Origin of the sequence: Micromonospora sp. NPDC050795, from assembly GCF_044456785.1 — a bacterium.
GTDB lineage: Bacteria > Actinomycetota > Actinomycetes > Mycobacteriales > Micromonosporaceae > Micromonospora.
Map to the genome: position 1 here is coordinate 1 of NZ_JBITGE010000027.1, position 24,116 is coordinate 24,116.

Consider the following 24,116-nt stretch of genomic DNA (forward strand, 5'->3'; position numbering starts at 1 on the left):
GACGTCCTCTACGCCATGCTCCGCGACAAGATCCCCTACCAACCACGCCCAGCCACGCCGATCTCCGCTTGACGAAACCCATAGGGACACCCCCCCGATGGCGATCAACATGTGCGACGCGTACGCAGGGGCGTTTCGCTCGGTCGGTTGGCTCGTTGGGTCAGGAGCGACCATCCACATCCCAAAGGGGGCCCGCTCGCAATGACCTGGCCCGGGGCTGCCCTCGACCCCGGCGGGGCGACCGGTGCGACCGAGGCGCGGATGGATCGGCCAACCGGAGACCAGGCGTCTGGCGCCCGGCGGGATCTCGTCGGTCGGGTGCTCCGCTGCTACCCGGTGACCGTCGTCGTGCTCGCCCCGTACGCGCTGCTCATCCTGCCGATGGCGGCCTTCTACCGGAATCCGGAGACCAGTTTCATCGTCTCCCTGGTCGGGCTCGCGTTGCTGGGCAGCGTCGCCGTGGAGACGATCGCTCGACTGTTCATCCGCGCCGACCCGCGCTGGCAGGACGGCTTCCGACGCGCCCACGCCCGCTATCCGTGGCTCTACCCGATCGCCGTCGTGGTCACGGTGACCAGCGTCGCCGCGAACGTGCTCGGGGCCCACCTCGGTCGGGGAACCATCGTCAACCAGATCTCCGGTGACCTGTCCGGCGGGCCGCTCGCCATGGTGAGCACGCTCTTCTCGGGATGGACCGCCCTGGGCTTCGCGCTGCTGGTGGCCAGCCACCTGAGCAGTCGACTGTCGCGGGCGAAGCTGTACGGCTGGCTGGCGGTCCTCGTCGCTGCCCAGCTCTACGTCGCCCTGCTGACGGCGGTCACCGCGCCACTGGTGGGACTGGTGTTCTTCATGGCGGCGACCGGGGCGCTCTGCGGCGTCTTCCGGCTGCGTTACCTGGTGCTCTGCGCGGTGGTGCTCTTCCTCGCCTGGCCGGCCGTGTTCGAGCACCGCAACAGCATCCGGGAGGATCGCGGGGTCGCGGTGGACACCACGGTCACCGCCACGGACCGACTGCGGCTGGACAGCCAGCTCAGTATGGTGGCGGGCTTCGACGTCCCTGTCGACCTGGGCCAGCCCGGGGTCACCGACTACCTGCGGTACGGGCTGGTGCCCCGGGTGCTCGATCCGGACCGGCCGGCGCTGTCCACCGGGCAGCGGATCAACCAGTACATCGGCGGTGGCCCGACGTCGGCCTACACGTTCCTGCTGCTGGGCAACATCTGGTTCTTCGACGGCGCGGCCGGCGTGGTCGCCGTGCACGCCTTCTGGGCCCTGGTGGCGGCGGTGCTGCTGCGGTGGCGGGGCACGCCCGGCCCGATCCGGCTGAGCCTCTTCTGCCTGGTGCTCTCCGACCCCCTGCTCTGGTCCAACACCTACCCGGACTCCACCATCAGCTTTCTGCAACACGTGGTGGCGGCGATGCCGGTCTTCGTCCTCCTGGCGCTCAGCCGCCGTTCCCTGCACGGGGCCCGCAAACGCCCGGAACCCGGCCGGTCACCCGTGCTCCCGGTCGCGCGCCGGTGACCGTGCGGGTGGGCCGGCACGCGGTCGGCCGGGCCGACGCGCCAGCCGGTCGACGCACCGGTCGTCGGGCGCTGCTCGCGTTGGTCGTCGGCGGGCTCTCCAGCGGCGGCAACCTGCTTCTGGCGATCACCGTGACCCGACTGGAGTCGGTCGGCGGGCTGGGTCAGTTCGCCCTCGCCTTCTCGTTCTACATCGTCGGCTCCGGGTTGGTGCGGAGCACCGTCACCGACACCGTGCTGGCCACCGGGGACGGGGTCGCGTCGGCCGCCCGGCGGGCGATCCTGCTCGGCCTCGTCGGTGGCACCCCGGTCTGCGCCGCCGGCGCGGCGTACGGCTCGCCCTACCTGCTGTTCGCGGGCCTCGCCCTGCCCGGGTTGGTCCTCTACGACTACACCAAGGCGGTCGCCGTCGGCATCGGCGCTCCCTCGGCGGCGATGGCCCAGGAGATCGCCTGGGCGGCGCTCACCGGGTGTGCCGCGCTGGCCGGCCTGCTCCGGGTGATCGACACGCCGTACGTCTTCGCCCTGTGGGCGTTCGGCGGTGGTCTGATCGGTGTGGTCGTCGCGGCCCGGCGCCGGTACGCGCTGGTGCCCGGCTGGCGGGTCAGCCGAGCCGAGACCCGCGTCGCGGCGGGGTTCGGTGCGCAGTTCCTGCTGACCACCGGGTCGGCGCAGTTGGCACTGACCGCGGTGGCGCTGGTCGTCGGCACGGCGGTGGTCGGCGCGTTGAGCGCCGGGCGCACGCTGCTGGGGCCGGTCAACCTGGTGCTGTCGACGGCGGCCACGCTGATCCTGCCGCAGTTGGCCCGAACCCGGGCCGCGTCTAGCGCGGTGCGGACGCGGGCGGCGGTTCGGCTGGCACTGCTCGTGGCCGCCGCCGTCCTGCCGTTGACCGTCGCGGTCGCCCTGCTGCCGGACGCGGTCGGGAAGGAGTTGCTCGGGGCAAACTGGACCGTCGCCCGGAGCCTGCTGGTGCTGCTCGCGCTGGAGAGCCTGCTCGCCGTGCCGGCCGCGATCGGCTTCGCCGGGCTGCGGGTGGAGCGGGCGAGCCGGCGGGCGATCGTGCTCGGCATCCTGCTCGGCGGGCTCCGCGTACCGGCGGTCGTCGCTGGGGCGGTCCTTTTCGGCGCGCCCGGCGCGGCGGGTGCGCTGGTCCTGCTGGCCCTGGTCAGCGCGGTCGCCTGGGGCGGCAGCTACCTCCTACTGCTGCGAGACCGTGCGGCGGACCGCGCACCAGCGGTCCAACCAGTCTGACCGCCGGACCCGCGCCGACACCGTCGACGCGGGTCCGGCGGCGGGTCAGGCGATGGTCGCCAGGGCGGCGCGGACCCGCTCCACCACGGCCTTGACGGCCGGTTCGGTCAGATCGGCGTACGTGGGCAGGTTGATGCCACGTCGACTCAGGTCCTCGGTCACCGGACAGTCCGCGCCGGGATCACGATGCGCCGGTAGGTCCGGGATCGGCACGAAGAACGGGCGGGTCTCCACGCCGAGCCGGGCGAGTGCCCGCGCCAGCGCGTCCCGGGACGTCGCGTCCCCCTCGGCCCCGACGAGGAAGGCCGCCATCCACGGCGCGCGGCGAACCCCGGCGGCCACCGGCTGCGCCGACAGCGCCGGCTCGTCGGCCAACTGCTCCTCGTAACCGGCGATCACCCGGTCCCGGTGGGCGATGATCTCGTCGGCCCGCTCCAGTTGGGCGCAGAGCACCGCGGCGCACAGGTTCGTCATCCGGTAGTTGTAGCCCAGCACCGGGAAGTAGTACCGCCGTTGCGGGTCCATGCCCTGGTTACGCAGCAGACGCATCCGGTCGGCCAGGGCCGCGTCGGAGGTGGTCACGCAGCCGCCCTCGCCGGAGGTGAGCACCTTGTTGCCGAAGAACGAGAAGGTGGTGACGTCGGCGAGCGAGCCGGTGGGTCGCCCGTCGACTGTGGCGCCGAACGACTCCGCCGCGTCGGCGACCAGGAGCAGACCGTGCCGGTCGCAGAGGTGGCGCAGGGTGGCGTAGTCGGCCGGGTGCCCGTACAGGTCGACGGCGATGACCGCCCGGGTACGCGGGCCGATCGCGGCGCGTACCGCTGCCGGGTCGACACACCAACTCTCCGGCAGGACGTCCACGCAGACGGCACGCGCGCCGCAGTACGCGACAGCGTTGGCCGTCGCCACGTAGGTCAACGCGGGGACGATCACCTCGTCCCCCGGCCCGACGCCGGCCGCCGCGAGGACCAGGTGCAGCGCGACGGTGCCGTTGCTGGTCGTCAGGGCGTGGTCGGCGGCGCACCGTCGCGCGAAACGTTCCTCGAAGTCACGCAGGTACGGGCCCTGTGAGGAGATCCACCCGCTCCGCAGCGCGTCGACCACGTACCGCTCCTCCAAGGTGGAGAGGCTCGGTCTCGCCACCGGATAGCTGTCGTTCGCGAGGCTCATGTTCCGTCCCCTCCGCCGGCCACGGTGTCGTTCGCGGCCGCCGTGACGAAGGGAGACCGTGGCACCGGGCCCGATCCACCCCGCGCCGCCCAGCCCAGGACGTCCAGGTAGTCGCGGGCGGTGGCCGCCCAGGTGCGACCGGCCAGTCGGTCGTTCGCCCGCCGGGAGGCGGCGGCGTAGCGCTCCCGGTCGTCGAGCAGGTGCCGCACCGCGTCGGCCAGGGATCGCGGATTCCGCGCCTCGAAGACGGCTGCCTCGGCGCGGTTGAACGTCAGCTGGTCGAGCAGCGGCTCGACGTCGGCGCAGGCGACCGGGAGCCCCCAGGTGAACGCTTCCAGGATCGCGCCGCTGGCGGCCTCCCAGAGCGAGGGTACGACCACCGCGTCCGCCCGGGCGTAGATGGCGTTCAGCTCGTCCAGGCTGACGAAACCGGGGAAGGACACCCGGCCGCGCAGGTCGGGTTGCGCGGCGCGGGCCAGCAGCCGGCTCGCCTCGGGCTCGACCAGCGGCCCCGGGCAGATGAGGCGGCAGTCCGGCAGCAGCGCCATCGCCTCCAGCAGGGTCGCGTGGTTCTTGTGTTCCGCGGTGGACGACGGGTAGACCAGCAGCCCCGGTTCGGTCCGCGCGTGCGCGCGCTCCGGTGCGGGTTGGAACGCCGGGGTCGGGATGAGCACGGTCCGCTCCGCGGCCTCCGGGAAGAGGCGCAGTGTCTCCCGGTACGGATGCGGCCAGGTGACCACGATCGCCGCCGCGCGGGCCACGTTCTCCCGGATCACCGCCGCGAAGCCGGGGGCGTGGAACTCGGCCCCCAGGTGGCGCAGGTCGTGCAGGACGACGACCGATCTGGTCGACCCGATCGGCGCACAGTGGAACGGGAACAGGGTGACGTCGGTGTCGGCGTGCCGCACGACGGACCGTTGCCGGACCGCGTTGACGGCCGTGCGAACCGTGCGGGAGTTGCGCATCACCCTCGGCGTCCACCGGCGCAGCAGTTGGCCGGTGGGGTTGTCGGAGCGTAGCGGCTGCGCCACCTCGGTCCAGCCGATCCGCGCGTCGGGCACCTGCTCCCGCCACTGGGGCAGCGTGCCCCGCAGGACGTTCACCCGCAGCTCGCAGGAGTCGTCGTCGGCCATGCCGGTCAACAGGCCGTAGGTGAAGGCTTCGAGCCCCGCGGCGTGACCGGGACGGATGGGTGCGGCGTCGACCGCGACCCTCACCGGTCCACCCGGATCAGTCGACCCATCCGCTCGTCCTCGAGAAGCTGCCGGTCGGCGTCGACCATGACCCGGACCAGGTCGCTGAAGAGCGTCTTCGGCGCCCACCCCAGGGTGCGTCGGGCCTTCGAGTAGTCGCCGATGAGGGCGTCGACCTCCGCCGGGCGGAAGTAGGCCGGGTCCAGCTCCACGTACTGCTGCCACTCCAACCCGACCCGGTCGAACGCGGCTTCGACGAACTCGCGCACGGTGTGACCCTCGCCGGTGGCGATCACGTAGTCGTCCGGGGTGTCCTGCTGGAGAGCGAGCCACATCGCCTCGACGTACTCCGGCGCGTAGCCCCAGTCCCGAACGGCGTCGAGGTTGCCCAGGTAGAGCTTGTCCTGGATGCCGGCCTCGATCCTGGCCACCGCACGGGTGATCTTGCGGGTCACGAAGTTCTCACCCCGGCGCGGGCTCTCGTGGTTGAACAGGATGCCGTTGGCGCAGAACATGTTCCAGGACTCGCGGTAGTTCACCGCCGACCAGAAGGCGTACACCTTGGCGCACGCGTACGGGCTGCGCGGGTGGAACGGGGTCTCCTCGCGTTGCGGGGGTGGGGTCGAGCCGAACATCTCCGACGAGGACGCCTGGTAGAACCGGCAGCCGACGTCGGCGGACCGGGCCGCCTCCATCATGCGCAGCGCCCCGAGCCCGGTGACGTCCGCCGTGTAGCCGGGGATGTCGAAGGACACCCGGACGTGGCTCTGTGCGCCCAGGTTGTAGATCTCGTGGGGGCGGATGTCCCGAATCAGCGCGGTCAGTGAGGCCGGGTCGGACAGGTCGCTGTAGTGGAGGAAGAGGCGGGCGTCACCGCTGCGCGGATGGACGTCGACGTGGTCGATCCGCTCGGTGTTGAAAGAGGACGACCGCCGTTTGATGCCGTGCACCGTGTATCCCTTGTCGAGCAGGAACTCCGACAGGTAACTGCCGTCCTGACCGGTGATGCCAGATATGAGTGCCGTTCGTGACATGAAGTCCCTCTTCCGCTGGGCCAATTTTCCCCCGCGGTTCCTTATATCGCTCTCGGGCCCGCCACTTCTGAGGTTTCATGAATCTGGCGGAGTTTATTCTGCGCCGTCCATTTGAGAAGGTGACTCAGTCACGGATCGGGCATCCACTCGTTGAGTCAATCGATCCCGTGGCACGATCGAGGAGCGAGGATGGCCGGCGAACCCACCCCCGCGGCGGACACCCGAGAAGCACTGGCGACTGTCGACAAGAATAAATTCCACGTCCTTGTCACGGCCGGTTACTTCGCTCCTGGCTGGCGTGCCGGAGGGCCTGTTCGGTCCATTTCCGAAGTGCTCGCCCTGGCCAGTGACGATATTGAGACGTCCATGCTGACCCGCGATCGTGATCTCGGATGCCGTGACCCCTATCCAGGCCTCTCCGGCCGCTGGGCCCGGGTCGGCCGGACCAACGTCTTCTATCTCGGCGTACGTCGGCCGGGGCAGTGGCTGTCGCTCTGGCGCTCGCTGCGCGCCGGCCGTTTCGATCTGCTGTACGTCAACAGCGTCTGGTCGACGTTCTCCATCCTGCCCATGGCCGCGGCCCGACTCGGTCTGCTGCGGGTGGGCCGAATCCTGGTCGCGCCCCGGGGTGAGTTCGGCGAGGCCGCCCTTCGGGTGCACCGATTCCGTAAGCGGATCTTCCTGACCGCCTGGCGCTGGATGCTGCTCGACCGTCGGGTGCTGTGGCACGCCACCACACCTGTCGAGGCGAATGACATCCGGCGGGTGCTGCCGCGGGCGCGGATCGGCGTCGTCGCGGTCAGCCGGGGTCCCGAACCGCAGGAGACGCCGGTCGAGATACCCGCGACCCACCACGCGCGGCTGGTCTTCATCGGGCGGATCTCGCCCATGAAGAACCTCGACCTGGTGCTGGCCGCGCTCGCCTTCGTGCCGGTGCCGGTGCGGCTGGACATCTACGGCCCGGTGGAGGACCAGGCGTACTGGCGACGCTGCCGGGAGCACCTGGCCGAGCTGCCCGACTCGGTCGCCGTCAGCTACCGGGGTGAACTGCTGCCCGAGCAGGTCCGGGCGACCTTCTTCCGCTACGACGCCTTCGTCATGCCGACCCGGGGGGAGAACTACGGCAACGCCATCGCCGAGAGCCTCTCCGCGTGCTGCCCGGTGCTCTGCTCTGATCGGACACCGTGGACGTCGGTGCTGCGCGACGGCGGTGGGCTGGTCCTCACCGAGCTGACTGCGACGGCACTGGGCGCCCTCGTCACTCAGGTGGCGACCAGCACCCCCAAGCAGCGGCACGCGGCGCGGGTCGAGGCGGGAGCCGCGTACCGCCGTTGGCGGGCGAGCAGGGCGCCGATCAGCGTCCTCGACCAGGCGTGGCGGGTGATTCGCGATCCCGCGTACCGGGAGCCCTGCCCACTTCCCGCTCAGCGGGCCGAATCCGCACACCTGCCACCAGGAGGCGTCAAGTGACCCGCGTGATGACCGTCGTCGGAACCCGGCCGGAGATCATCCGGTTGGCCCGGGTGATCGACTCGTTGGATCGGACCGTGGAGCACACGTTGGTGCACACGGGACAGAACTGGGACCCCTCGCTCTCCGATGTCTTCTTCAGTGAGTTGGGGGTCCGCGCTCCGGATCTCTTCCTGCGGGCCGACACCCGGTCGCTCGGCAGCCTCCTCGGCGCCGTCCTGGTTGGTACGGAGAGGGCGATCACCGAGTTGCGCCCGGACGCGCTGCTGGTGCTCGGTGACACGAACAGCGCGATATCGGCACTGATGGCTCGTCGGATGAACGTGCCGGTCTACCATATGGAGGCCGGCAACCGCTGCTTCGACCTGAACGTGCCGGAGGAGACGAACCGGTGCATGGTCGACCACATCGCCGACTTCAACCTGGTCTATTCGGAGCACGCCCGGCGCAACCTGCTCGCCGAGGGGCTGCACCCGCGCCGCATCCTGCACACCGGCTCACCGATGCGCGAGGTGCTCGATCACTACCGGCGGCAGATCGACGGATCCACCGTGCTGGCCCAGCTCGAACTCGAACCGGGCGGCTACTTCGTTGTCAGCGCGCACCGGCAGGAGAACGTCGACCACCCGGACCGGCTCCGTCGGCTGCTGGACTGCCTGCGGGCGGTCCGCGACGAGTGGCGGCTACCGCTGCTGGTCTCCACGCATCCGCGTACCCGTAAGCGGTTGGAGGCGCTCGCGGGCGACGGCCTGCACCTCGACGGCGTGGCCTTCCACGAGCCGTTCGGCTTCTTCGACTACGTGACACTGCAACGGCATGCCCGGTGCACCCTCTCCGACAGCGGCACCGTCAGCGAGGAGGCCGCGATTCTCGGGTTCCCGGCGGTGACCCTGCGCGAATCCATCGAGCGTCCCGAGGCGCTGGACAGCGGGGCGATCGTGATGACCGGCCTGGAACCCGACGGGGTCGTCGAGGCCATCCGGGTGGTGATCGCGCAGGTGGCCGATGGCTCGGTCGCCTGCCCGCTCGACTACCAGGTTCCCGACACGTCACGCCGGGTGGTCGACTTCATCCTGTCGACCGTGCGCCGCCATCACGACTGGGCGGGCATTCGCCGGTGACCGGTCCATGGGCCGGGCCGGCACACCCGTGACCACGACTTCCGGGGCGACATCGCGCGTCACGCAGGCACCTGCGCCCACAGTGGCGTCCCGGCCAACGGTCAGCTTCGGCAGGATCGCGGCCGTGGTGCCCACCAGGACGCCGTCCCCCAGCCGGCAGTACCCGGAAACCGCGGCGAGCGGATTGACCGAGACATAGTCCCCGAGCACGGTGTCGTGCCCCACCGTGCAGTTCTGGTTGAGGTGCACGTGGCGCCCCAGCAGCACGTTCGTCGTCACCCGGGCGCCGCCGGCGGCGAACAGTCCCTGCTGGTAGACGCAGTCGGGGCCGATCTCGGCGGCCGGGTGCAGCACCGTGGCCGCCGGTAGGCCGTACCCGGCGATGGCCTGGTCGGTCTCGCGGCGCAACCTCGGATGGCCGACGCCGAGCGCCACATGGGTGCTTGCCGGTTGGGCTGCCAGCCATCGGGTCGGGCCGAGGAAGGCGACGCCGAGGCGGTGTACCGACTCGACGTGGAGTTCGGTGGGGTAGTCGTCGACGAAGCCCAGAACCCGCCAGGGTGGCGCATTGTCCGAAATGGTGTTCAACAGCCGAATGACCCCATATACCTCACGGCCCATCCCACCCGCGCCTACGATCACTACGTCGGTCGTCAACCGCGGCTCCCTCGGCTACGGAGAACGCTGGCCGCTCTCCGTCATCTGAACCGGTTACCGGTGCCGATGGTGACGGGTGAGTGCCGGCGACGGTGACGGTCGGTCGCCCGTGACCGCCAACGCGTCGGCCGCATCAGTACCGGGCGTCACATGCGAGCCGTACCCGGCGCTTCCTCCGGGTGCTCTCGTCAATCCTCGCGCGTTCCAGGTGTCGGCGTGCCGGTGCCGACGCCGGGTCAGCAGTCTGGAAGGTGAACCGAAGGTGAACGAGCTGGCAAGGACGCGTCTAACCGGCAGCGCCGGGACAGCCAGGGGGGCGACGCGATCCGCGACCACTGCGGCTTACCGGGTGCTCGCCACCGCTCGCGTTTTCGAGCCGGGGTTTCGTGGCGGCGGCCCGATCCGCTCCCTGCGGTTCATCCTGGACACCCTGCCGGATGACCTCGACGTCACCCTGGTCACCGGAGACCGGGACCTCTGTTCGCCCAAACCCTACCGGGGCCTGTCCGGGCGGCTGGTGCGGCGCGACGAGCGCTGCGCCGTCTTCTACCTCGGCCCGTTCGCGCTGCGGCACTGGGTCCGACTGGCTCGGCACATCCGGTCCCGCCCGGTCGACCTGATCTACGTCAACAGCCTCTGGTCCCTCTTCTCGGTGCTGCCGATTCTGGCGGTGGCGCTGCGACTGGTGCGCGTCCGCGCGATCATGCTGGCCCCGCGCGGCGAGCTCTCGCCCGGCGCGCTCGCCATCAAGGCGCGCAAGAAGCGGCTCTTCCTGGCGGTCTGGGCCCCGCTGCTGCGTCGGCTCGACGTGCGCTGGCAGGCGTGCAGTGGGCTGGAGGAGAACCAGATCCGCACCGTCCTGCCGTGGGCGCAGATCATGGTGAACGGCAACGAGTGCCCGATCCCGGATCAGCCGCCACCCCCGGCCGTCGCTCACGACGGGCCGTTGCGGTTGGTGTTCGTCGGCCGGATCTCCCCGATGAAGAACCTCACCAGGGCGTTGGAGGCGGTCGCCGGCGCCACCCACCCGCTGGAGTTCGACATCTACGGTCCGCGGGAGGACGAGCAGTACTGGGCGGGCTGCCGACGCCTCATCGACGCGATGCCCGACCACGTCCAGGTCCGCTACCTCGGGGAACTCAAGGCGGACGAGGTGATGGCGACGTTCAGCCGATACGACGCCTTCCTCTTCCCGACGCTTGGCGAGAACTACGGACACGTCATCCTGGAAAGTCTCGCGTCCGGTTGCCCGGTGGTCTGCTCCGACGCGACGCCATTCAGCGACCTGATCGCCACCGGCGGGGGAGCGGTGGTCCGACCCGCGACCGCTGCCGCGCTGAGTGAGACCCTCGACCGGCTGGCCAACCGGTCGGCCCGCGAGCGCGCCGAGGCGAAGGAGATCGCCGGCCGGCGCTACCGACTCTGGCGACAACAGGTCCGGGAACTCAACGTCCTGGACCACGCCCGGCAGTTCTGCGCCTGATCCGGCTGGGCGCGACCGCGTCACTCGGGCTGGAGCTGCGTCGTTGCAATGGCTGGGCCCGCGTTGGCGGGTCCGTCGTCCGCCACCCCGGTAGGCTCCGATGAGCGAGGACAGCACGTGCCCAAGCGCGTTCGTACGATGGTCCGACGAGTCCAGGACCACCTGGCCGCCACCCGTGACCCCGAGGCGTTCGCGCGGTCCCTGGGGGTGAACCTGACCGGTCGGGTCAGGTTCTACGGCATCAGCCGGGCGATGTTCGGCTCGGAGCCGTGGCTGATCACCATCGGAAACAACGTCTACATCACCTCCGAGGTCCAGTTCGTCACGCACGACGGCGGCACCCTGATCCTGCGCAAGGACCATCCCGACCTGGACTGGACCGCCCCGATCACGATCGGCGACGACGTCTACATCGGGATGCGGTCGATGATCCTGGCCGGGGTCACCATCGGAAACCGGTGTGTCATCGGGGCGGGCTCGATCGTCACGCGCGACATCCCGGACAACACGGTCGCGGCCGGTGTCCCGGCCCGACCGCTGCGGACCACCGACGAGTACCTCGAACGGTTGCAGGCCAGGTCGCTGGGCATCGGGCACCTTCCCGTCCCGGAGAAGCACGCGGCGATGAAAAAGATCTACGGCGTGACCACCGTCTGACCCGTGATCCGGGTCAGGCCCTGCGGTATGCGACCCGTGGTGGCGGCAGCTGGTGGACATCGGCGATGGTGATCGCCCCCAACGCGCCGGTCGTCCCGGTCGCCTCGTAACCGAACCGGTCCCCGGTCATCGCCGCCGAACTGGTGCCGAGGTTGAGGGTGGTGCCGGCGCCGGCGCTGCTGGCCCGCAACGTGGGCGGGGTGACGTCGCTCGTCTGCCACACGTGCCCGTACCAGTGCCAGCCGGCGGGCAGCATCACGGAGCCACTCAACACCGACTCCTGGACCCCGGTGGACGTGATTCCGACGCTGCCGAAGTCGGCGATCGGGCCGAGACCGGCGGGCCGGCCGGTGGCCGGATCGTGGGCGTACACGCCGTGCCGTAGCACCCCGGAGCCCGCGGCGGTCACCTCGACGCACACGCGGTCGACGGGGGTCGGCTCCGCCAGGTACACCGGATGCAGCAGCAGCAACTGGTAGGTGCCGGTGTAGGTGAACTGCTGGGTCGGGCCGGCGAGGGCCAGGAACCAACTGCCACGCGGGCACGTCGCCCCGGGCAGCGGCCCCACCCGTGCCGGGCCGGGTTCCGCGCGCCACATCCCGTACCCGGTGGGGACGCTCATCCCGTACGAGATCCCGCCGACGGCGACCCGGTCCGGCACGGTGAGGTTCGTCGGGCCGGCCGGGACCAGCAGCCGGTGGAACAACTGGGGCGCCGCCATCTGGGCCTGGGCGACCGCTTCGACCCGCTCGATCATCACGAAGTCGCCTGTGGAGTCCGACACCACGATCTCGGTGGCCGCCGAGGGCGGTGCCAGGTAGCGCCGGTAGGCGGTACCGGTCACGGATTCGCCGGCTCCCAGGGTGCGACCCCACACCAACTGCGGGTAGTTCTTCTTCAGACTGGAGGTGATGAACCAGCCCTTGGCCGTGGTGTGCCGGGCCCGGATCTCGGGCACGCCGTCGGCGACCGGCAGCAGCCCCACGGCGATGCCCCACTGCTGGACCTGGCCGCTGTTGAGCACCCACTGGGTCATGCTGCTCGCCGGCATCAGCCGGTTCGTCAGGGTAGACGGGGTGAAGTCGGTGAGGGCCGCGAGCGTGTCGATGTTGGCCCACACCGACCAGTTCAGGCCGCCGGCCGCGCCCACGTTCGGCATGAACTGCCGGCGGGTGCCACCGGCCACCGCGGTCAGCGGGTGGCACTGGGTCACCCCGGCGTTCACTGTGAAGCGCTCCAGCGCGGCCACCGTCTGCCCGACCAGCAGGCCGCCCTGCGACCAGCGGTAGACGTTCGAGATGCGGCACAGGGACGGGATCCGCGACATGATCGTGCTGATGGGTGTGCCGATGTTCGCCCGTGCGGTGTCGATCATCCCCTGGTAGGACGGGATCAGGTACGACTCGCGGATCGTCAGCTCCTGCCCCGTGAACCGGCCGTCCGGCACCGGTCGCCCGTCGAGTTCGACGGTCACCGTGTGGGAGTGGGTGGCCGGGCGGATCTGCACGTCGGGCGTCAGACCCGTGATCGGCACTGTCGCGGTGTGGGTCGCCCCCGAGAGGTGGGTGAGCGGCGCGCCCGGCTTGACCCGGGCGCCCTGCGCGATGCCGTCGACGATCGTGTACGGGTTGCCGAACAGCAGGCTGTCCGCGTTGGTGATGGCCAGCAGGGTGAAGGTGCGCGTCCCGTCGGTCCACTGCGAGCCCACGTCGACGGTCGTCTTGCCGTGGTTGGCGACGACGATCTGGTTGCCGACGTTGTAGCCGTGGTTGCCGCCGACGTACGACCAGCCGGTATTGATCGGGCAGTTGTCGTCGGAGGTGTCGTGGATCTTCGTCCCGACGGCGGACATGACCGGCCACACCTGGGCGTCGGTAGCGGTCGAGGGCACCAGGGTGACCTGGGGGAGACCGGAGTGCCACATACCGACCATCGCCTCGGCGTACGCGAGGTTGGCCGGCATGACGAGGTCCCGGGTGCTGTCGAAGCGCGACCTCACGGACATCAGGGCGTTGGACCGGTAGACGATCAGCTCGGGCATGGTCGGAACCTCCACCTCGATTGCAGTGCCGACGAAACCCCACTGTGCGCCGTCGGGGCGAAGCTGGTCGTTGTCGGTCAGCACCCGGACAGGGTGAAATTCCTGCTGTCGCCGTCACGCGGGCCGGGTTCACTCGATGAACAGGTGTTCTGGCGTCCACGGGGGGTTTCATGCGCATTCTGATCACCGGCGGAGCCGGTTTCATCGGGTCCAATCTGGCCCGCGCCGCGATGGTCGAGCCCACAATCGGTGGGGTCACCGTCCTCGACGACTTCTCGGTCGGGCTGCGGGCCAACCTCGACGGTCTGGACGTCAAGCTGATCGAGGGCTCAATCCTGGATCCGGCCGCCCTCGACGAGGCGATGGCGGGCCGCGAGGCGGTGGTCCATCTGGCCGCGCTGCCCAGCGTCCCGCGCTCGCTGAGCGATCCGTTGGCCTCCCACCACGCGAACGCGACAGGCACCCTGATGGTGTTGGAGGCGGCGCGACGGCAGGGCGTCGCGCACGTCCTCGTCGCGTCCTCCTCGTCGGTGTACGGCATGAATCCGGCCCTGCCCAAGGCCGAGCTGACCTGGACCCGCCCGATGAGCCCGTACGCGGCCAGCAAGCTCGCCACCGAGGCGTACGCCCTGGCCCACCAGGCGTCGTTCGGGCTGCCGACGATGGCCTTCCGCTTCTTCAACGTGTTCGGCCCGGGGCAGCGACACGACCACGCGTACGCGGCTGTCATCCCCCGCTTCGTGCACGCCGCCCTGCGCGACGAACCCGTGGTGGTGCACGGCGATGGGACACAGTCGCGCGACTTCACCTACGTCGGCACGGTCTGCGACGTCATCCTCGACGCACTCCGCCGCCGGGTACATCACCCCCATCCGGTGAACCTGGCCTTCGGCGCCCGGGCCAGCCTGCTGCGGGTCCTCGACGAGGTCGAGTGGTTGTGCGGCAGACCGATCGCCCGCGAGTACGCGCCGCCGCGTACCGGCGACGTCGCGCACTCCCTGGCCGACAACGCCACGCTGCGGCACCTGTTCCCGGACGTCGCGCCCGTCGCCCGTGCGGAGGGCCTGCGCGCGACAGTCGAGTGGATGGCCGGTCGGTTGGACGCCGAGCGCGCCGTAGTCGCCGCACCTCGGTGACCCGGGCAGCGAGTCGGGCCGTACCGGAGCCGCTGGCTCCGGTGGCGGCGGTGCCAGCCGCCGCCACCACCGTCGCGCCCGCCGCGCCGACTTCGGCGGTGTCGAAGGACCGGGACCGCACGGTCACGGTGGGCATCGCCGCCGCGATGGTGGCGAAGGGTATCGGCCTGGCCGCCCCCCTGGTCATCACCCCGGCGTGTTTCCGGTTCCTCGGCGACCAACGGTACGGCCTGTGGATGGCGGTCACCGCCCTCACCGGGATGGCGTGGTTCGCCGATCTGGGGCTGGGAAACGGGCTGCTCACCCGGCTCAGTCACCTGGCCGACGACCCCCGGCAGCAGGCCCGGGAGATCTCCGGCGCGTTCGCCACCCTCGGTGTGGTCGCGGTCGCGCTGCTGGCGGGTCTCGTGCTCGCCGTACCCGTGGTGCCCTGGGCCGCGCTGTTCAACGTCAGCGACCCGGGTGTCGCCGCAGAGGCGTCCGCCCTGATCCTGCTCTGCTTCGGCGCCTTCGTGGTCAACATTCCGCTCTCGCTGATCCAGCGGATTCAGTACGCCCGGGGCCAGGTGGTGCAGAGCAACATCTGGCAGTCGGCCGGGGCTCTGGCGGCCATGGCTGCCGTGCTCGCCGCCATCGCCGCCGGGTGGCGACCGCTGGCGGTCATCGCCTGCGCGGTGCTGGCCGTGCCGGTGACCAACCTGCTGAACTGCGTGACGTACTTCTGGTTGCAGGATCGCGGACCGCGACCGGGCCCGAAGCTCGTGCACCGGGCGACCGCTGTCGGTCTGCTCCGGTTGGGTCTGCGGTTCTTCGCGCTCACCACGATGTCGGCGATCGCGCTGAACGTCGACAGCCCGCTGGTCGCGAACGTCCTCGGGCCCACCGCGGCCGCGCACTACGCGGTGGTGGGGAAGCTGTTCGGCGTCCTCTCGATCTTCGTCGGTCTGGTCGGTATGACGGTCTGGCCGGTGAACGGCGCCGCTCTGGCGCGGGGCGAGGTGGCCTGGGTGCGTCGCAACACGCGGCGGATGGTGCTGCTCTACGGGGTGATCGTGGGGGCGGTCGGGGTGGTGCTGGTCGGCTACGGCCACCGGCTGATCGACCTGTGGGTGGGCGGCATCGATCGCACCGAGATTCCGGTCACCGTGCTGGTCGGGCTGGCGATCTGGTCCCTGCTGATCGCGGTCACCTCCCCGCTGATCCTGGTACAGAACAGCATCGGGCTGCTCCGGCCGCAGTTCGTCGGCTGGGCCGCGTTCCTGCTACTGGCCACCGCGCTCAAGATCTGGGCGCTGCGGGAGTTCGGGCTCGCCGGCCTGCCGGCGGCGGCCTGCGTCGCGTACGTGCTCACCATGGGGCCGGCCGCGCTGGTGGGATACCGCCGGGCGCTGAGCGGGGGAGAGCCGACGTGACCGGACAGTGCCGGGTGCTGCGGGTCGTCGGCGAGCTGAATTTCGGCGGCACCGAGATGCGGACCGCCGAACTGCTACCTCGTCTCTCCGTGGCCGGCGTCGAGGTGCACCTGGTGACGCTCAGCGACCGGATCGGTCCCGGCCCGCTGGCCGGTGTGGTCAGCCGGCACGGCGGCACTGTCACTCCGATCCCGCTTGACCTGCGCTTCGCCACCCGCTTCCTGGGCCTGCTGCGTCGACTGCGACCGGACGTGGTGCACGTCGACTGCGCCAACTTCTCCGGGTTGTTGCTCGCGCTCGCCGCCCTGTGCGGTGTGCCCGTCCGCGTCGCCCACTTCCGGGGCGACGACAACCAGCACCGCAACCTGCGCCGACGCGTCTACCGCTGGATCTGTAAACGGCTGTTGCGGATCTCCGCCACCGACATCCTCGGCGTCTCGCCCAGCTCGCTCACCTTCGCCTACGATCCGCTCTGGCGCGACGACCCCCGGTGCCAGGTGGTCCTCAACGGACTCGACCTGGACCGACTGCGCCGCCCCAGCCGCGACGACCTACGCGAGTTGATCGGCGCAGGCCCGGCCGAACTGGTCTGCGTCAGCGTCGGCCGGGCGTCGCCGGAGAAGCGGCGCTGGCTCCTGCCGCCGATCCTCGCCGAGCTGCGGGCCCGGGGCGTGGAGGCCCACGCCGTCCTCATCGGGCCGGGCGACGACGCCGACGACGAGCGCGTCCGGGTGGCGGCGGTCGCCGCCGGTCTCGCCGACCGGGTGCACCTGCTGGGCCCGCGCGACGATGTTGGCGGGCTGCTCAGCCAGGCCGACGTCGTCATCCACCCGTCCTGCCTGGAAGGGCTGCCCGGGGGCGTGTTGGAGCCCATCGCGTTGGGCATCGGCACGGTGGCCGCCGACCTGCCCGGGGTGCGCTTCATCGACGAGCACCTGCCCGGCGTGACCATCGTCGACACCGACGCCCCGCCGGGGCGGTGGGCGAGCGCGGTGTGCGCGGCGGCGTCGTACACCGGGCAGGCCTCGGCCTCGGCGGCGTCGGAGCGGTTCGGGGGCAGCGTCTTCGCCATCGACACGGCGGCCGCCACCCACCTGACGATCTACCGACGGTGGGCGTCGGGCCGCCCGCGCCACCCGGTGGCACCCCGGCCGCCGGCCCTCTCGACACGGGGAGAGAGATGAACGATCAGACAACGGTGATCGGCCGGCAACCGCGCCGGGAGGCGGGTTCGACCGGGCGGGCCAACCGGCCCCGTCCGCTGCTGGTGGGCGCGTACGCCTTTCCGCACGGGGACGCCACCTCCAACCGCCTGTTGCAACTCGCCCGTTCCGCCGCGCCCGACGGCGCGCACACGCTGGTGGTCAACGACTGGCCCTGCGAGGTGGCCTTCCCGGCCGGGCAGCCCGCCGTGGCCGGCATCGACCTGGTCACCATGCGGATCCACGGTCGGCACCACCTCACCCGCGCGTCGGCCCGGCTGGCCCGACCGCTGCGCGTGCTGCGGGCCGTGCGCCGGGTCGGCGTGGCTCGCGGTGACGTGAGTGTCGTGTTGTTGCCGATGGCCCTGCTGACCCTCGGTAACTGGGCGACCCTGCGCCTCGCGCTGCGGTGCCCGGTCGTGGTGGACGCCAGCGAACGCCACGACCGACGGCAGTTCCGTCGCGGCTGGCTCACCCCGTACTTCGTGCGGCATCGCTGGTCGACGTTCCTGGCCACCCGGCTCGTCGGGCGGGCCACGGCGGTCTCCACCACGCTGGCCGACTACCTGACCGGCCATGGCCTGGACGTGCTCGTGGTGCCGCCGCAGGTGGACTGCGACGAGTTCCGGGCGCCCCAACCACCCCCGATCAGTGACGGTCTGCGCCTGCTCTACGCCGGCACTCCCGGGCGCAAGGACATGCTCGACGTGATCCTGCGGGGGCTCAGCCGGCTCGCTCCGGAGCACCAGCGGCGGGTCAGCCTCACCATTGCCGGGGTCAGCGCGCAGGACGCCGCCGCCCATTCGGATCTGGACGTCGGGGTGCTGGACGCCGTCTCGGCGGACGTGCGGTTCCTCGGGCGCGTTCCGCGTGAGACCGTGCTGACCCTGCTGTCGGAGTCGCACTTCTCGATGCTGGTCCGCCCCACCGGGGGGTACGCGGCCAACGGGTTTCCGTCCAAGGTGCCGGAGAGTCTCGCCGCCGGGTGCCCGGTGCTGCTCAACCACACCAGTGACCTCGCCGCCTACGTCCACGACGGGGTCGAGGGGTTGGTGCTCGACGGCAACGGGCCGGACGATGTCCGGTCGGCGGTCGAGCGGGCGCTGCGGCTGCGCGACGAAGAGTGGACGGCGATGAGCGGGGCGGCCCGGTCGCGGGCCCGCGAGTCGTTCGACCACCGGGCCTGGCGGGACCGGGTGAGCGCCTTCATGACGGCGGGCCGGGGCAACTGAGCCCGACACCCACCGGCCGGGGTTCGCGCAGTGCGCGGGCGCTAGCGCAGCAGGGCTGTGGGTCGGCGTGGCACGCCCTCGTCGAACACGCCGGCCCGCTGATGGCGTGCCTCCGCGTGAGGCAGGTTGGCGCGGGCCGTGGCCTCCCGGTCGGCGGGGTCCGGCCTCTTCGGCAGGTGCAGCAGCGCGGCGGCGACCACGGTCCAGAACACGTACGGGTAGGTCTGGCCCGTGCCGAACATGGCCGACTCGGTGACCTGGATCAGTAGACCGGTGACGACGAGCCAGACCAGACCCGCGCCGGCCCGGCGCACCGGTGCCCGCAGGACGACCCGCCCCGCGGCCAGGAGCAGTAGCAGCAGCGGTATCACGGCGGCGAGCCCCAGCTCCAACAGCAGCTGCAGGTAGCTGTTGTGCACCACGCTGACGCCGGCGGTGCCGAAGAACTCGTCGGCGCCGGCTAGTTCGAACAGGTGGTTGCGCGACGCGTACCCGAAGCCCAGCGTGGGGCGGTTCTGCCACCACAGGTCGACGGTCGTCTGCCACATCTGGGTCCGCCCGTTGGACAGGTCGCCGCCGGTGGGGTCGGTGAAGCGCATGACGAACTGGCGCATCCAGGGTGCGGCGAAGACGGTGGGCAGCATGTTGAGCAGGTGTGCCACCAGCAGCAGGGCGGTCACCCCCGCGGCCAGCCGCACCATCCGGCCGAGCCCGTAGCGCAGCACCAGCCAGAGCGCGCCGACGAGCACGGCGATCAGCGCGGTACGCGACTGGGACAGCAGCAGGCTGGCGGCGGCCGGCACCATGCCGAGCAGCGCGACCTGCCGCCGGGACTGCCGGTAGACCGCCCAGCCCAACGGGATCGTCAGGGCGCAGACGATGCCGAGCATGTTCGGGTTGTTGTAGAGGCCCTGGAACCGCGTGACGCTGGAGGTCGCCGCGACGAGCGTTCCGTCGGCGAACCCGATGCCGAGACTGACCACGATGGACGCGGTGAGGACCAGGTAGACCACGCGCAGATCGGCCATCATGACCGCACCATCGGGCCACCGACGCCGGACGAGCACGTGCACCAGGGCGGCCAGCAGCAGCAGCGCGACGCCCCGCTGGAGGGTCTCCATCGGGACCACCGACCAGGCGAAGCTCACCGTGGCGAGGCCGCCCATCGCCCAGAGCGCAGCGACGAACACGTGGGTCCAGACATCGGTGCGCGCCGGCGTGCGGCCGGGTAGGCAGAGCCCCCAGAGGACCAGGCCCGCGACCGCCGCGTACCGGGGATAGAAGCTGGCCTCGACCACCGCCGGCACATTCGACGAGGCGCACACCAGAAGGCCGATGGTCAGGGCCAGCATCCACCGCCAGCCGTCCACCCGCCGACTGAAGGCGAGCAGCAGCACCAGCGCCACCAACCCGGTCGCGACCAGCGGGGCGGTGATGGCCGCGATGGTGGTGACCACCACGAGACACGTCGCGCCGACGAGCAGGCCCAGTTGGCCCATTCGGTTTCCCACGTGAAGTCCTTTGAAGTCCGGCCGCAGGCGTTGCCGGCGGTCGTCGGGTGGACCGCTCTCAGCGAGGCACGTCCTGTAGACCCGGTTGGGCCGGTTCGACAGCCCAGCGGGCCCTGGCGGCGTGCATCGCCCAGATCATGTCCGGCCAGTTCGGTGGCCGGTAGCCGGTGGCCTGGGCGAGGGCGTCCGCGTTCATCGACCTGTCGCAGGTGAACTCGTCGTCCGGCAGGATGTCGCCGGGCCACCCGTACACCTCGGCGATCAGGCGGAGCAGGTCGTACTTGGAGATCGGCTCGGCGGCCACGTGATACAGCCCGGTCAGCCCCGTCTGGGGCAGGATCACCGTACGGAGCAGTCGGGCGAACTCGACCGTCGTCACGCCGCTGTAGATGGCCCGGGTGAAGCCGCGTACCTGCCCCCGCTGGGAGAGGAACCAGTCCACCAGCGAGCGGTTCGTGACCAGCTCGTGCCCGATGATCGACGTACGGAGGGTGAGCGCGGACACCCCGCGCGCCTCACCCAGCAGCTTGGACCGCCCGTACAGGTCGGGTGGGTCCGGCAGGTCGTCCTCGACGTAGCCGCCCCGCCGACCGGAGAAGACGCAGTCGGTGCTGACGTGGATCAGGCGGCTGCCGAGCTGCCCGCAGGCGTCGGCGAGCAGGTGGGGAAAGAGCGCGTTCAGGGTGACCGTCTGCACCGCGTCCTGCACGTCCGGTCGTTGTTTGATCACACCCACACAGTTGACCACGACGTCCGGCCGCAGGTCGTCGATGAGCTGCCTGACCTGGCCGAAGCGGGTCGCGTCGACGGCCGTGGTGATCCGGTCGAGCAGGCGCTGGGGGTACCACCCCGCGCGGTCCTCGATGCTCCGGGCGACACCGTGCACGTCGAGGTCCGGATCGTCGCCGAGCTCGCGGATGACCGCGTGACCGAGCATGCCGGTGACGCCGACGACGAGGACGCGTCGCGCCGGGCGCGGTTCCTCCACGCCGGGGCCGCTGCGGCGGCGGGGGACCAGTTCCGGTCGCCGGCCACCGGTATGGGTGCTCATGCCGTTACGACCGCCGCCGCCGCGGCCTCGACCTGTGCCCGCACCTCGGGCAGCGTCAGCAGCAGCGCCTCGATCTCCGGTACGGACAGTCGCCGGGCGTTGTGCGAGTGGAAGTCGGCCATGTTGCCGCTCTCGACGTCGCCCTCCTCGAAGTAGAGGGAGTAGTTGAGGTCGCGGCTGTCCACCGGCACCCGGAGGAACTCGCCGAGATCCTCGACGTGGGCGAGCTCCTCGCGGCTGGCCAGGGTCTCGTACAGCTTCTCCCCGTGCCGGATGCCGAGCACGTTGAACTTCGCCGGGACCCGGAACAGGTTGCACAGCGCGGTGGCCAGATCGCCGATGGTGCAGGCGTCGGCCTTGCGAATGAAGACGTCACCCGGCTGGCCGTGCCGGAAGGCGTGCTCGACCAGGTCGACCGACTGGGGCAGGGACATCAGGAAGCGGGTCATCGTCGGCTCGGTGACCGTCGGCAGCCCGCCCCGCAGGATCTGCTCGATGAACAGCGGGATCACCGATCCGCGCGAGTACATGACGTTGCCGTAGCGCACGCAGCAGACCCGGGTACGAGCTTCGGGATTGTTGCGGGAGTGCGCCTGCGCGACCTTTTCCATGAGGGCCTTGGTCATGCCCATCGCGTTGACCGGATAGACGGCCTTGTCGGTGCTCAGCAGCACCAGCGCCTCGACGCCGACCCGCTCACAGGCGTCCACCACGTTCGCGCTGCCGAGCACATTGGTCCGCACGGCCTCCAGCGGAAAAAACTCGCACGAGGGGACCTGCTTGAGAGCCGCAGCGTGAAAGACGAACTCCATTCCCCGCGCGGCCTTGAGCACACTGTCGTAGTCCCGGACGTCACCGACGTAGTAGCGGACCCGGTCGTCGCCGAGGCGGTGCCGCATCGCGTCCTGTTTCGACTCGTCACGGCTGAGTACGCGCACCTCGGCCGCCCCGGCGTCGAGCAGTCGGGAGACCATCGTCTGGCCGAAGGATCCGGTGCCACCGGTGATCAGGAATCGCCGGTCCGAAAGCGAGGAAACCACATCTTCTCCTGCCTGTTTCCCGGGAGGCCATCCACGGGAATCGGATTCTCGTCGAACGCGACCCTACGCGCGGATAAGTGGCACCGTGACCTCTTCCGCTAAACGGAATTGGAGTCGCGTTCGACTGTCCATGGCGGTCGTCGGCAGATATGCGAACAAGGCTCGGCGTTGTTGAAATAGCCGTTCGGCCCCGCGCTGTCGACGCGCCGAAGTCGTTAGCGCTGAAGACGGAGTTGGCCTTCTGGAAAGGTGGTATGCGTACTCCATGCCAAAAGTTGCTCTCCACGCGGCGCACCCGCGCCCCGGTGCTTCCGACCTGACTACCGGCCGGGAAACACTTCGGGAAGGCACTGCGACACGGCGACCCTATGATCGTTGGAAGCGGCTTCTCGACGTCCTCGGCGCTCTTCTCGTTCTGGTGCTCGGCGCTCCCGTGCTGGCGCTGGTGGCACTGGTCGTGCTGGTGACGCACGGACGTCCGGTGCTGTTCCGGCACACCCGCCCCGGGCTGCACGGCAAACTGTTCGAGGTGGTCAAGTTCCGGACGATGCGCCATCCCGACCCGGACCGGGGGCTGGTGAGCGACGCGGATCGCCTGACCCGGGTGGGCCGCTGGTTGCGGGCCAGCAGCCTCGACGAGCTGCCGGAGTTCTGGAACGTGCTGCGGGGCGAGATGAGCGTGGTCGGTCCCCGCCCGCACCTCGTCCGCTACCTCAGCCTCTACAACCCGGAACAGGCCCGCCGGCACGACGTGCGGCCGGGCATCACCGGGCTGGCCCAGGTGCGTGGCCGCAACGCGCTGGACTGGGACGCGAAGTTCACCTACGACGTCGAGTACGTCGACCGCCGCTCGTTCCTGCTGGACCTGCGGATCGTCCTGGCCACCATATGGGTGGTGCTCAGCCGCCAGGGAATCTCCGCGCCGGGCGCGGCCACCTGGCACGAGTTCACCGGCAACGCGCCCTCGCAGGCGACCGCCGAACACGACTCCGCCCACCGGCGATGAACCGGGTCCTGCTCCTGGGCGCCGGTGGATTCCTCGGCCGACACATCCGGACGGCGCTGGCCGCCCACACCACCGTCCGGTCGATCACCCGCGCGGAGTGTGACCTGGTCCGGGTCGAGCTGCGGGACCTGACCGCGTTGGTCGCCCGGGAACGACCGGACGTGGTGGTGACGGCGGCCGGGCGGATCGTCGGCTCCGGGTACGACTTCGTGCAGGCGCACGTCGTCGCGACCGCGAAACTGATCGAGGCGGTGGCCGCCGCCGCCCCCGGAGCCCGCCTGATCCGGATCGGCTCGGCCGCCGAGTACGGCACCGTGCCGCACGGTCTCGCCGTCGACGAGGACTACCCGGGCACACCCGTCAGCGAGTACGGGCTGAGCCACCTGGCCGCCACCCGGCTGGCGGAACTGGCCGGTGGGGCCGGCCGCCTCGACACGATGGTGTTGCGGATCTTCAACCCGGTCGGGCCGGGAATGCCGCCGGGGAACGTGCTCACTCGGGTGACCGCGATGGTGAGGTCGGCGGTCGCCACCGGAATGGAGGAGATCGCCGTGGGCCTGCACGACACGTACCGGGACTTCGTCGACGTGCGGGACGTCGCCACGGCGGTCCTCGCGGCGGCGCGCTCCCGGCCGGGGCCCGCGCGGGTCTTCAACGTGGGCAGCGGAAAGGCGGTGGCGACCCGCGAGGTCGTCCAGCTGCTGGCCGAGGTGTCCGGCTTCACCGGCGAGATCCGCGACGGCAGCTTCGCGCCGGACGCCAGCCGCTCAGCCGCGGTGCCCTGGATGTGCGCCGACATCGAGCGCGCGAGCCGGGTGCTCGGGTGGGCGCCCGCGTACGACCTCGGTGAGTCGCTGACCACGCTGTGGCAGGCCGATGGCGAGCAGTCCGCGCGCCCTGTCGCCGGCTCCGCGGCGAGGTGA

20 protein-coding genes are annotated in these 24,116 nt (G+C 70.8%); 12 read left to right on the forward strand and 8 right to left on the reverse strand.

The features are described from left to right. Positions 1–261 precede the first annotated feature (261 nt). Positions 262–1,524 (forward strand): hypothetical protein, encoded by a 1,263-nt coding sequence (locus tag ACIBEF_RS22620; protein WP_396795152.1) that lies wholly within the window; start codon positions 262–264, stop codon positions 1,522–1,524. After that, on the forward strand, positions 1,521–2,777 hold the full coding sequence (locus ACIBEF_RS22625) for a hypothetical protein (protein ID WP_396795153.1): 1,257 nt from the start codon (positions 1,521–1,523) through the stop codon (positions 2,775–2,777). The genes ACIBEF_RS22620 and ACIBEF_RS22625 overlap by 4 nt, the downstream gene beginning before the upstream one ends. Before the next feature lie 45 nt (positions 2,778–2,822). On the opposite strand, the gene ACIBEF_RS22630 is transcribed toward ACIBEF_RS22625, so the two are convergent. Genes ACIBEF_RS22630 through gmd form a run of 3 tightly spaced genes read right to left on the reverse strand, consistent with a single transcriptional unit; the run spans position 2,823 to position 6,174 of the window. Beyond that, complete coding sequence (locus tag ACIBEF_RS22630; RefSeq protein ID WP_396795155.1) at positions 2,823–3,947, reverse strand: DegT/DnrJ/EryC1/StrS family aminotransferase; 1,125 nt, start codon at positions 3,945–3,947, stop codon at positions 2,823–2,825. Beyond that, positions 3,944–5,164 (reverse strand): glycosyltransferase, encoded by a 1,221-nt coding sequence (locus ACIBEF_RS22635; protein ID WP_396795156.1) that lies wholly within the window; start codon positions 5,162–5,164, stop codon positions 3,944–3,946. Before ACIBEF_RS22635 ends, ACIBEF_RS22630 begins: the two co-directional genes overlap by 4 nt. Continuing rightward, positions 5,161–6,174, reverse strand: a complete 1,014-nt coding sequence (gmd, locus tag ACIBEF_RS22640) for a GDP-mannose 4,6-dehydratase (RefSeq protein ID WP_355007140.1) — start codon at positions 6,172–6,174, stop codon at positions 5,161–5,163. The genes ACIBEF_RS22635 and gmd overlap by 4 nt, the downstream gene beginning before the upstream one ends. 189 nt (positions 6,175–6,363) lie before the next feature. Here gmd and ACIBEF_RS22645 point away from each other — a divergent pair, with 189 nt between their 5' ends. Next, positions 6,364–7,644 (forward strand): glycosyltransferase, encoded by a 1,281-nt coding sequence (locus tag ACIBEF_RS22645; protein ID WP_396795157.1) that lies wholly within the window; start codon positions 6,364–6,366, stop codon positions 7,642–7,644. Beyond that, positions 7,641–8,765, forward strand: coding sequence for a non-hydrolyzing UDP-N-acetylglucosamine 2-epimerase (gene wecB, locus ACIBEF_RS22650; protein WP_396795158.1), 1,125 nt, complete (start codon positions 7,641–7,643; stop codon positions 8,763–8,765). The genes ACIBEF_RS22645 and wecB overlap by 4 nt, the downstream gene beginning before the upstream one ends. On the opposite strand, the gene ACIBEF_RS22655 is transcribed toward wecB, so the two are convergent. Continuing rightward, a complete protein-coding gene (locus ACIBEF_RS22655) occupies positions 8,694–9,407 on the reverse strand; it encodes a NeuD/PglB/VioB family sugar acetyltransferase (protein ID WP_396795227.1) in 714 nt (237 codons plus the stop codon). The genes wecB and ACIBEF_RS22655 overlap by 72 nt on opposite strands. Before the next feature lie 364 nt (positions 9,408–9,771). Between ACIBEF_RS22655 and ACIBEF_RS22660 the strand changes: the two genes are divergently transcribed. Both ACIBEF_RS22660 and ACIBEF_RS22665 read left to right on the forward strand, forming a co-directional pair. After that, positions 9,772–10,905, forward strand: coding sequence for a glycosyltransferase family 4 protein (locus ACIBEF_RS22660; protein WP_396795159.1), 1,134 nt, complete (start codon positions 9,772–9,774; stop codon positions 10,903–10,905). Positions 10,906–11,022: 117 nt separating this feature from the next. Beyond that, positions 11,023–11,562 carry an acyltransferase gene (locus tag ACIBEF_RS22665; RefSeq protein WP_355007144.1) on the forward strand — a complete coding sequence of 180 codons (540 nt, stop codon included), beginning with the start codon at positions 11,023–11,025 and terminating at the stop codon, positions 11,560–11,562. 13 nt (positions 11,563–11,575) lie between these two features. On the opposite strand, the gene ACIBEF_RS22670 is transcribed toward ACIBEF_RS22665, so the two are convergent. Further along, complete coding sequence (locus tag ACIBEF_RS22670) at positions 11,576–13,687, reverse strand: hypothetical protein (protein ID WP_396795160.1); 2,112 nt, start codon at positions 13,685–13,687, stop codon at positions 11,576–11,578. 86 nt (positions 13,688–13,773) lie between these two features. Here ACIBEF_RS22670 and ACIBEF_RS22675 point away from each other — a divergent pair, with 86 nt between their 5' ends. From ACIBEF_RS22675 to ACIBEF_RS22690, 4 genes are read left to right on the forward strand one after another with little or no spacing between them, the layout of a single operon-like run. Next, positions 13,774–14,739, forward strand: a complete 966-nt coding sequence (locus tag ACIBEF_RS22675) for an NAD-dependent epimerase/dehydratase family protein (RefSeq protein ID WP_396795161.1) — start codon at positions 13,774–13,776, stop codon at positions 14,737–14,739. After that, positions 14,736–16,151, forward strand: a complete 1,416-nt coding sequence (locus tag ACIBEF_RS22680; RefSeq protein WP_396795162.1) for a lipopolysaccharide biosynthesis protein — start codon at positions 14,736–14,738, stop codon at positions 16,149–16,151. The genes ACIBEF_RS22675 and ACIBEF_RS22680 overlap by 4 nt, the downstream gene beginning before the upstream one ends. Next, positions 16,148–17,335, forward strand: coding sequence for a glycosyltransferase family 4 protein (locus ACIBEF_RS22685; protein ID WP_396795163.1), 1,188 nt, complete (start codon positions 16,148–16,150; stop codon positions 17,333–17,335). The genes ACIBEF_RS22680 and ACIBEF_RS22685 overlap by 4 nt, the downstream gene beginning before the upstream one ends. Beyond that, positions 17,332–18,585, forward strand: coding sequence for a glycosyltransferase (locus tag ACIBEF_RS22690; RefSeq protein WP_396795164.1), 1,254 nt, complete (start codon positions 17,332–17,334; stop codon positions 18,583–18,585). The genes ACIBEF_RS22685 and ACIBEF_RS22690 overlap by 4 nt, the downstream gene beginning before the upstream one ends. 41 nt (positions 18,586–18,626) lie before the next feature. Here the strand turns inward: ACIBEF_RS22690 and ACIBEF_RS22695 are convergent, their stop codons facing one another. The 3 genes from ACIBEF_RS22695 to ACIBEF_RS22705 are packed head-to-tail and all read right to left on the reverse strand — an operon-like array spanning position 18,627 to position 22,187. Further along, entirely contained in the window at positions 18,627–20,096 is a 1,470-nt protein-coding gene (locus ACIBEF_RS22695; protein ID WP_396795165.1) for an O-antigen ligase family protein, read from the reverse strand. A 58-nt stretch (positions 20,097–20,154) separates the two neighbouring features. Next, a complete protein-coding gene (locus tag ACIBEF_RS22700) occupies positions 20,155–21,147 on the reverse strand; it encodes a dTDP-4-dehydrorhamnose reductase family protein (RefSeq protein ID WP_396795166.1) in 993 nt (330 codons plus the stop codon). Continuing rightward, positions 21,144–22,187, reverse strand: coding sequence for a polysaccharide biosynthesis protein (locus ACIBEF_RS22705; protein WP_396795167.1), 1,044 nt, complete (start codon positions 22,185–22,187; stop codon positions 21,144–21,146). The genes ACIBEF_RS22700 and ACIBEF_RS22705 overlap by 4 nt, the downstream gene beginning before the upstream one ends. Positions 22,188–22,605: 418 nt before the next feature. On the opposite strand from ACIBEF_RS22705, the gene ACIBEF_RS22710 reads away from it, so the two are divergent. Beyond that, positions 22,606–23,193, forward strand: coding sequence for a sugar transferase (locus tag ACIBEF_RS22710; protein ID WP_355007153.1), 588 nt, complete (start codon positions 22,606–22,608; stop codon positions 23,191–23,193). Then, positions 23,190–24,116, forward strand: a complete 927-nt coding sequence (locus ACIBEF_RS22715; protein WP_396795168.1) for an NAD-dependent epimerase/dehydratase family protein — start codon at positions 23,190–23,192, stop codon at positions 24,114–24,116. The genes ACIBEF_RS22710 and ACIBEF_RS22715 overlap by 4 nt, the downstream gene beginning before the upstream one ends.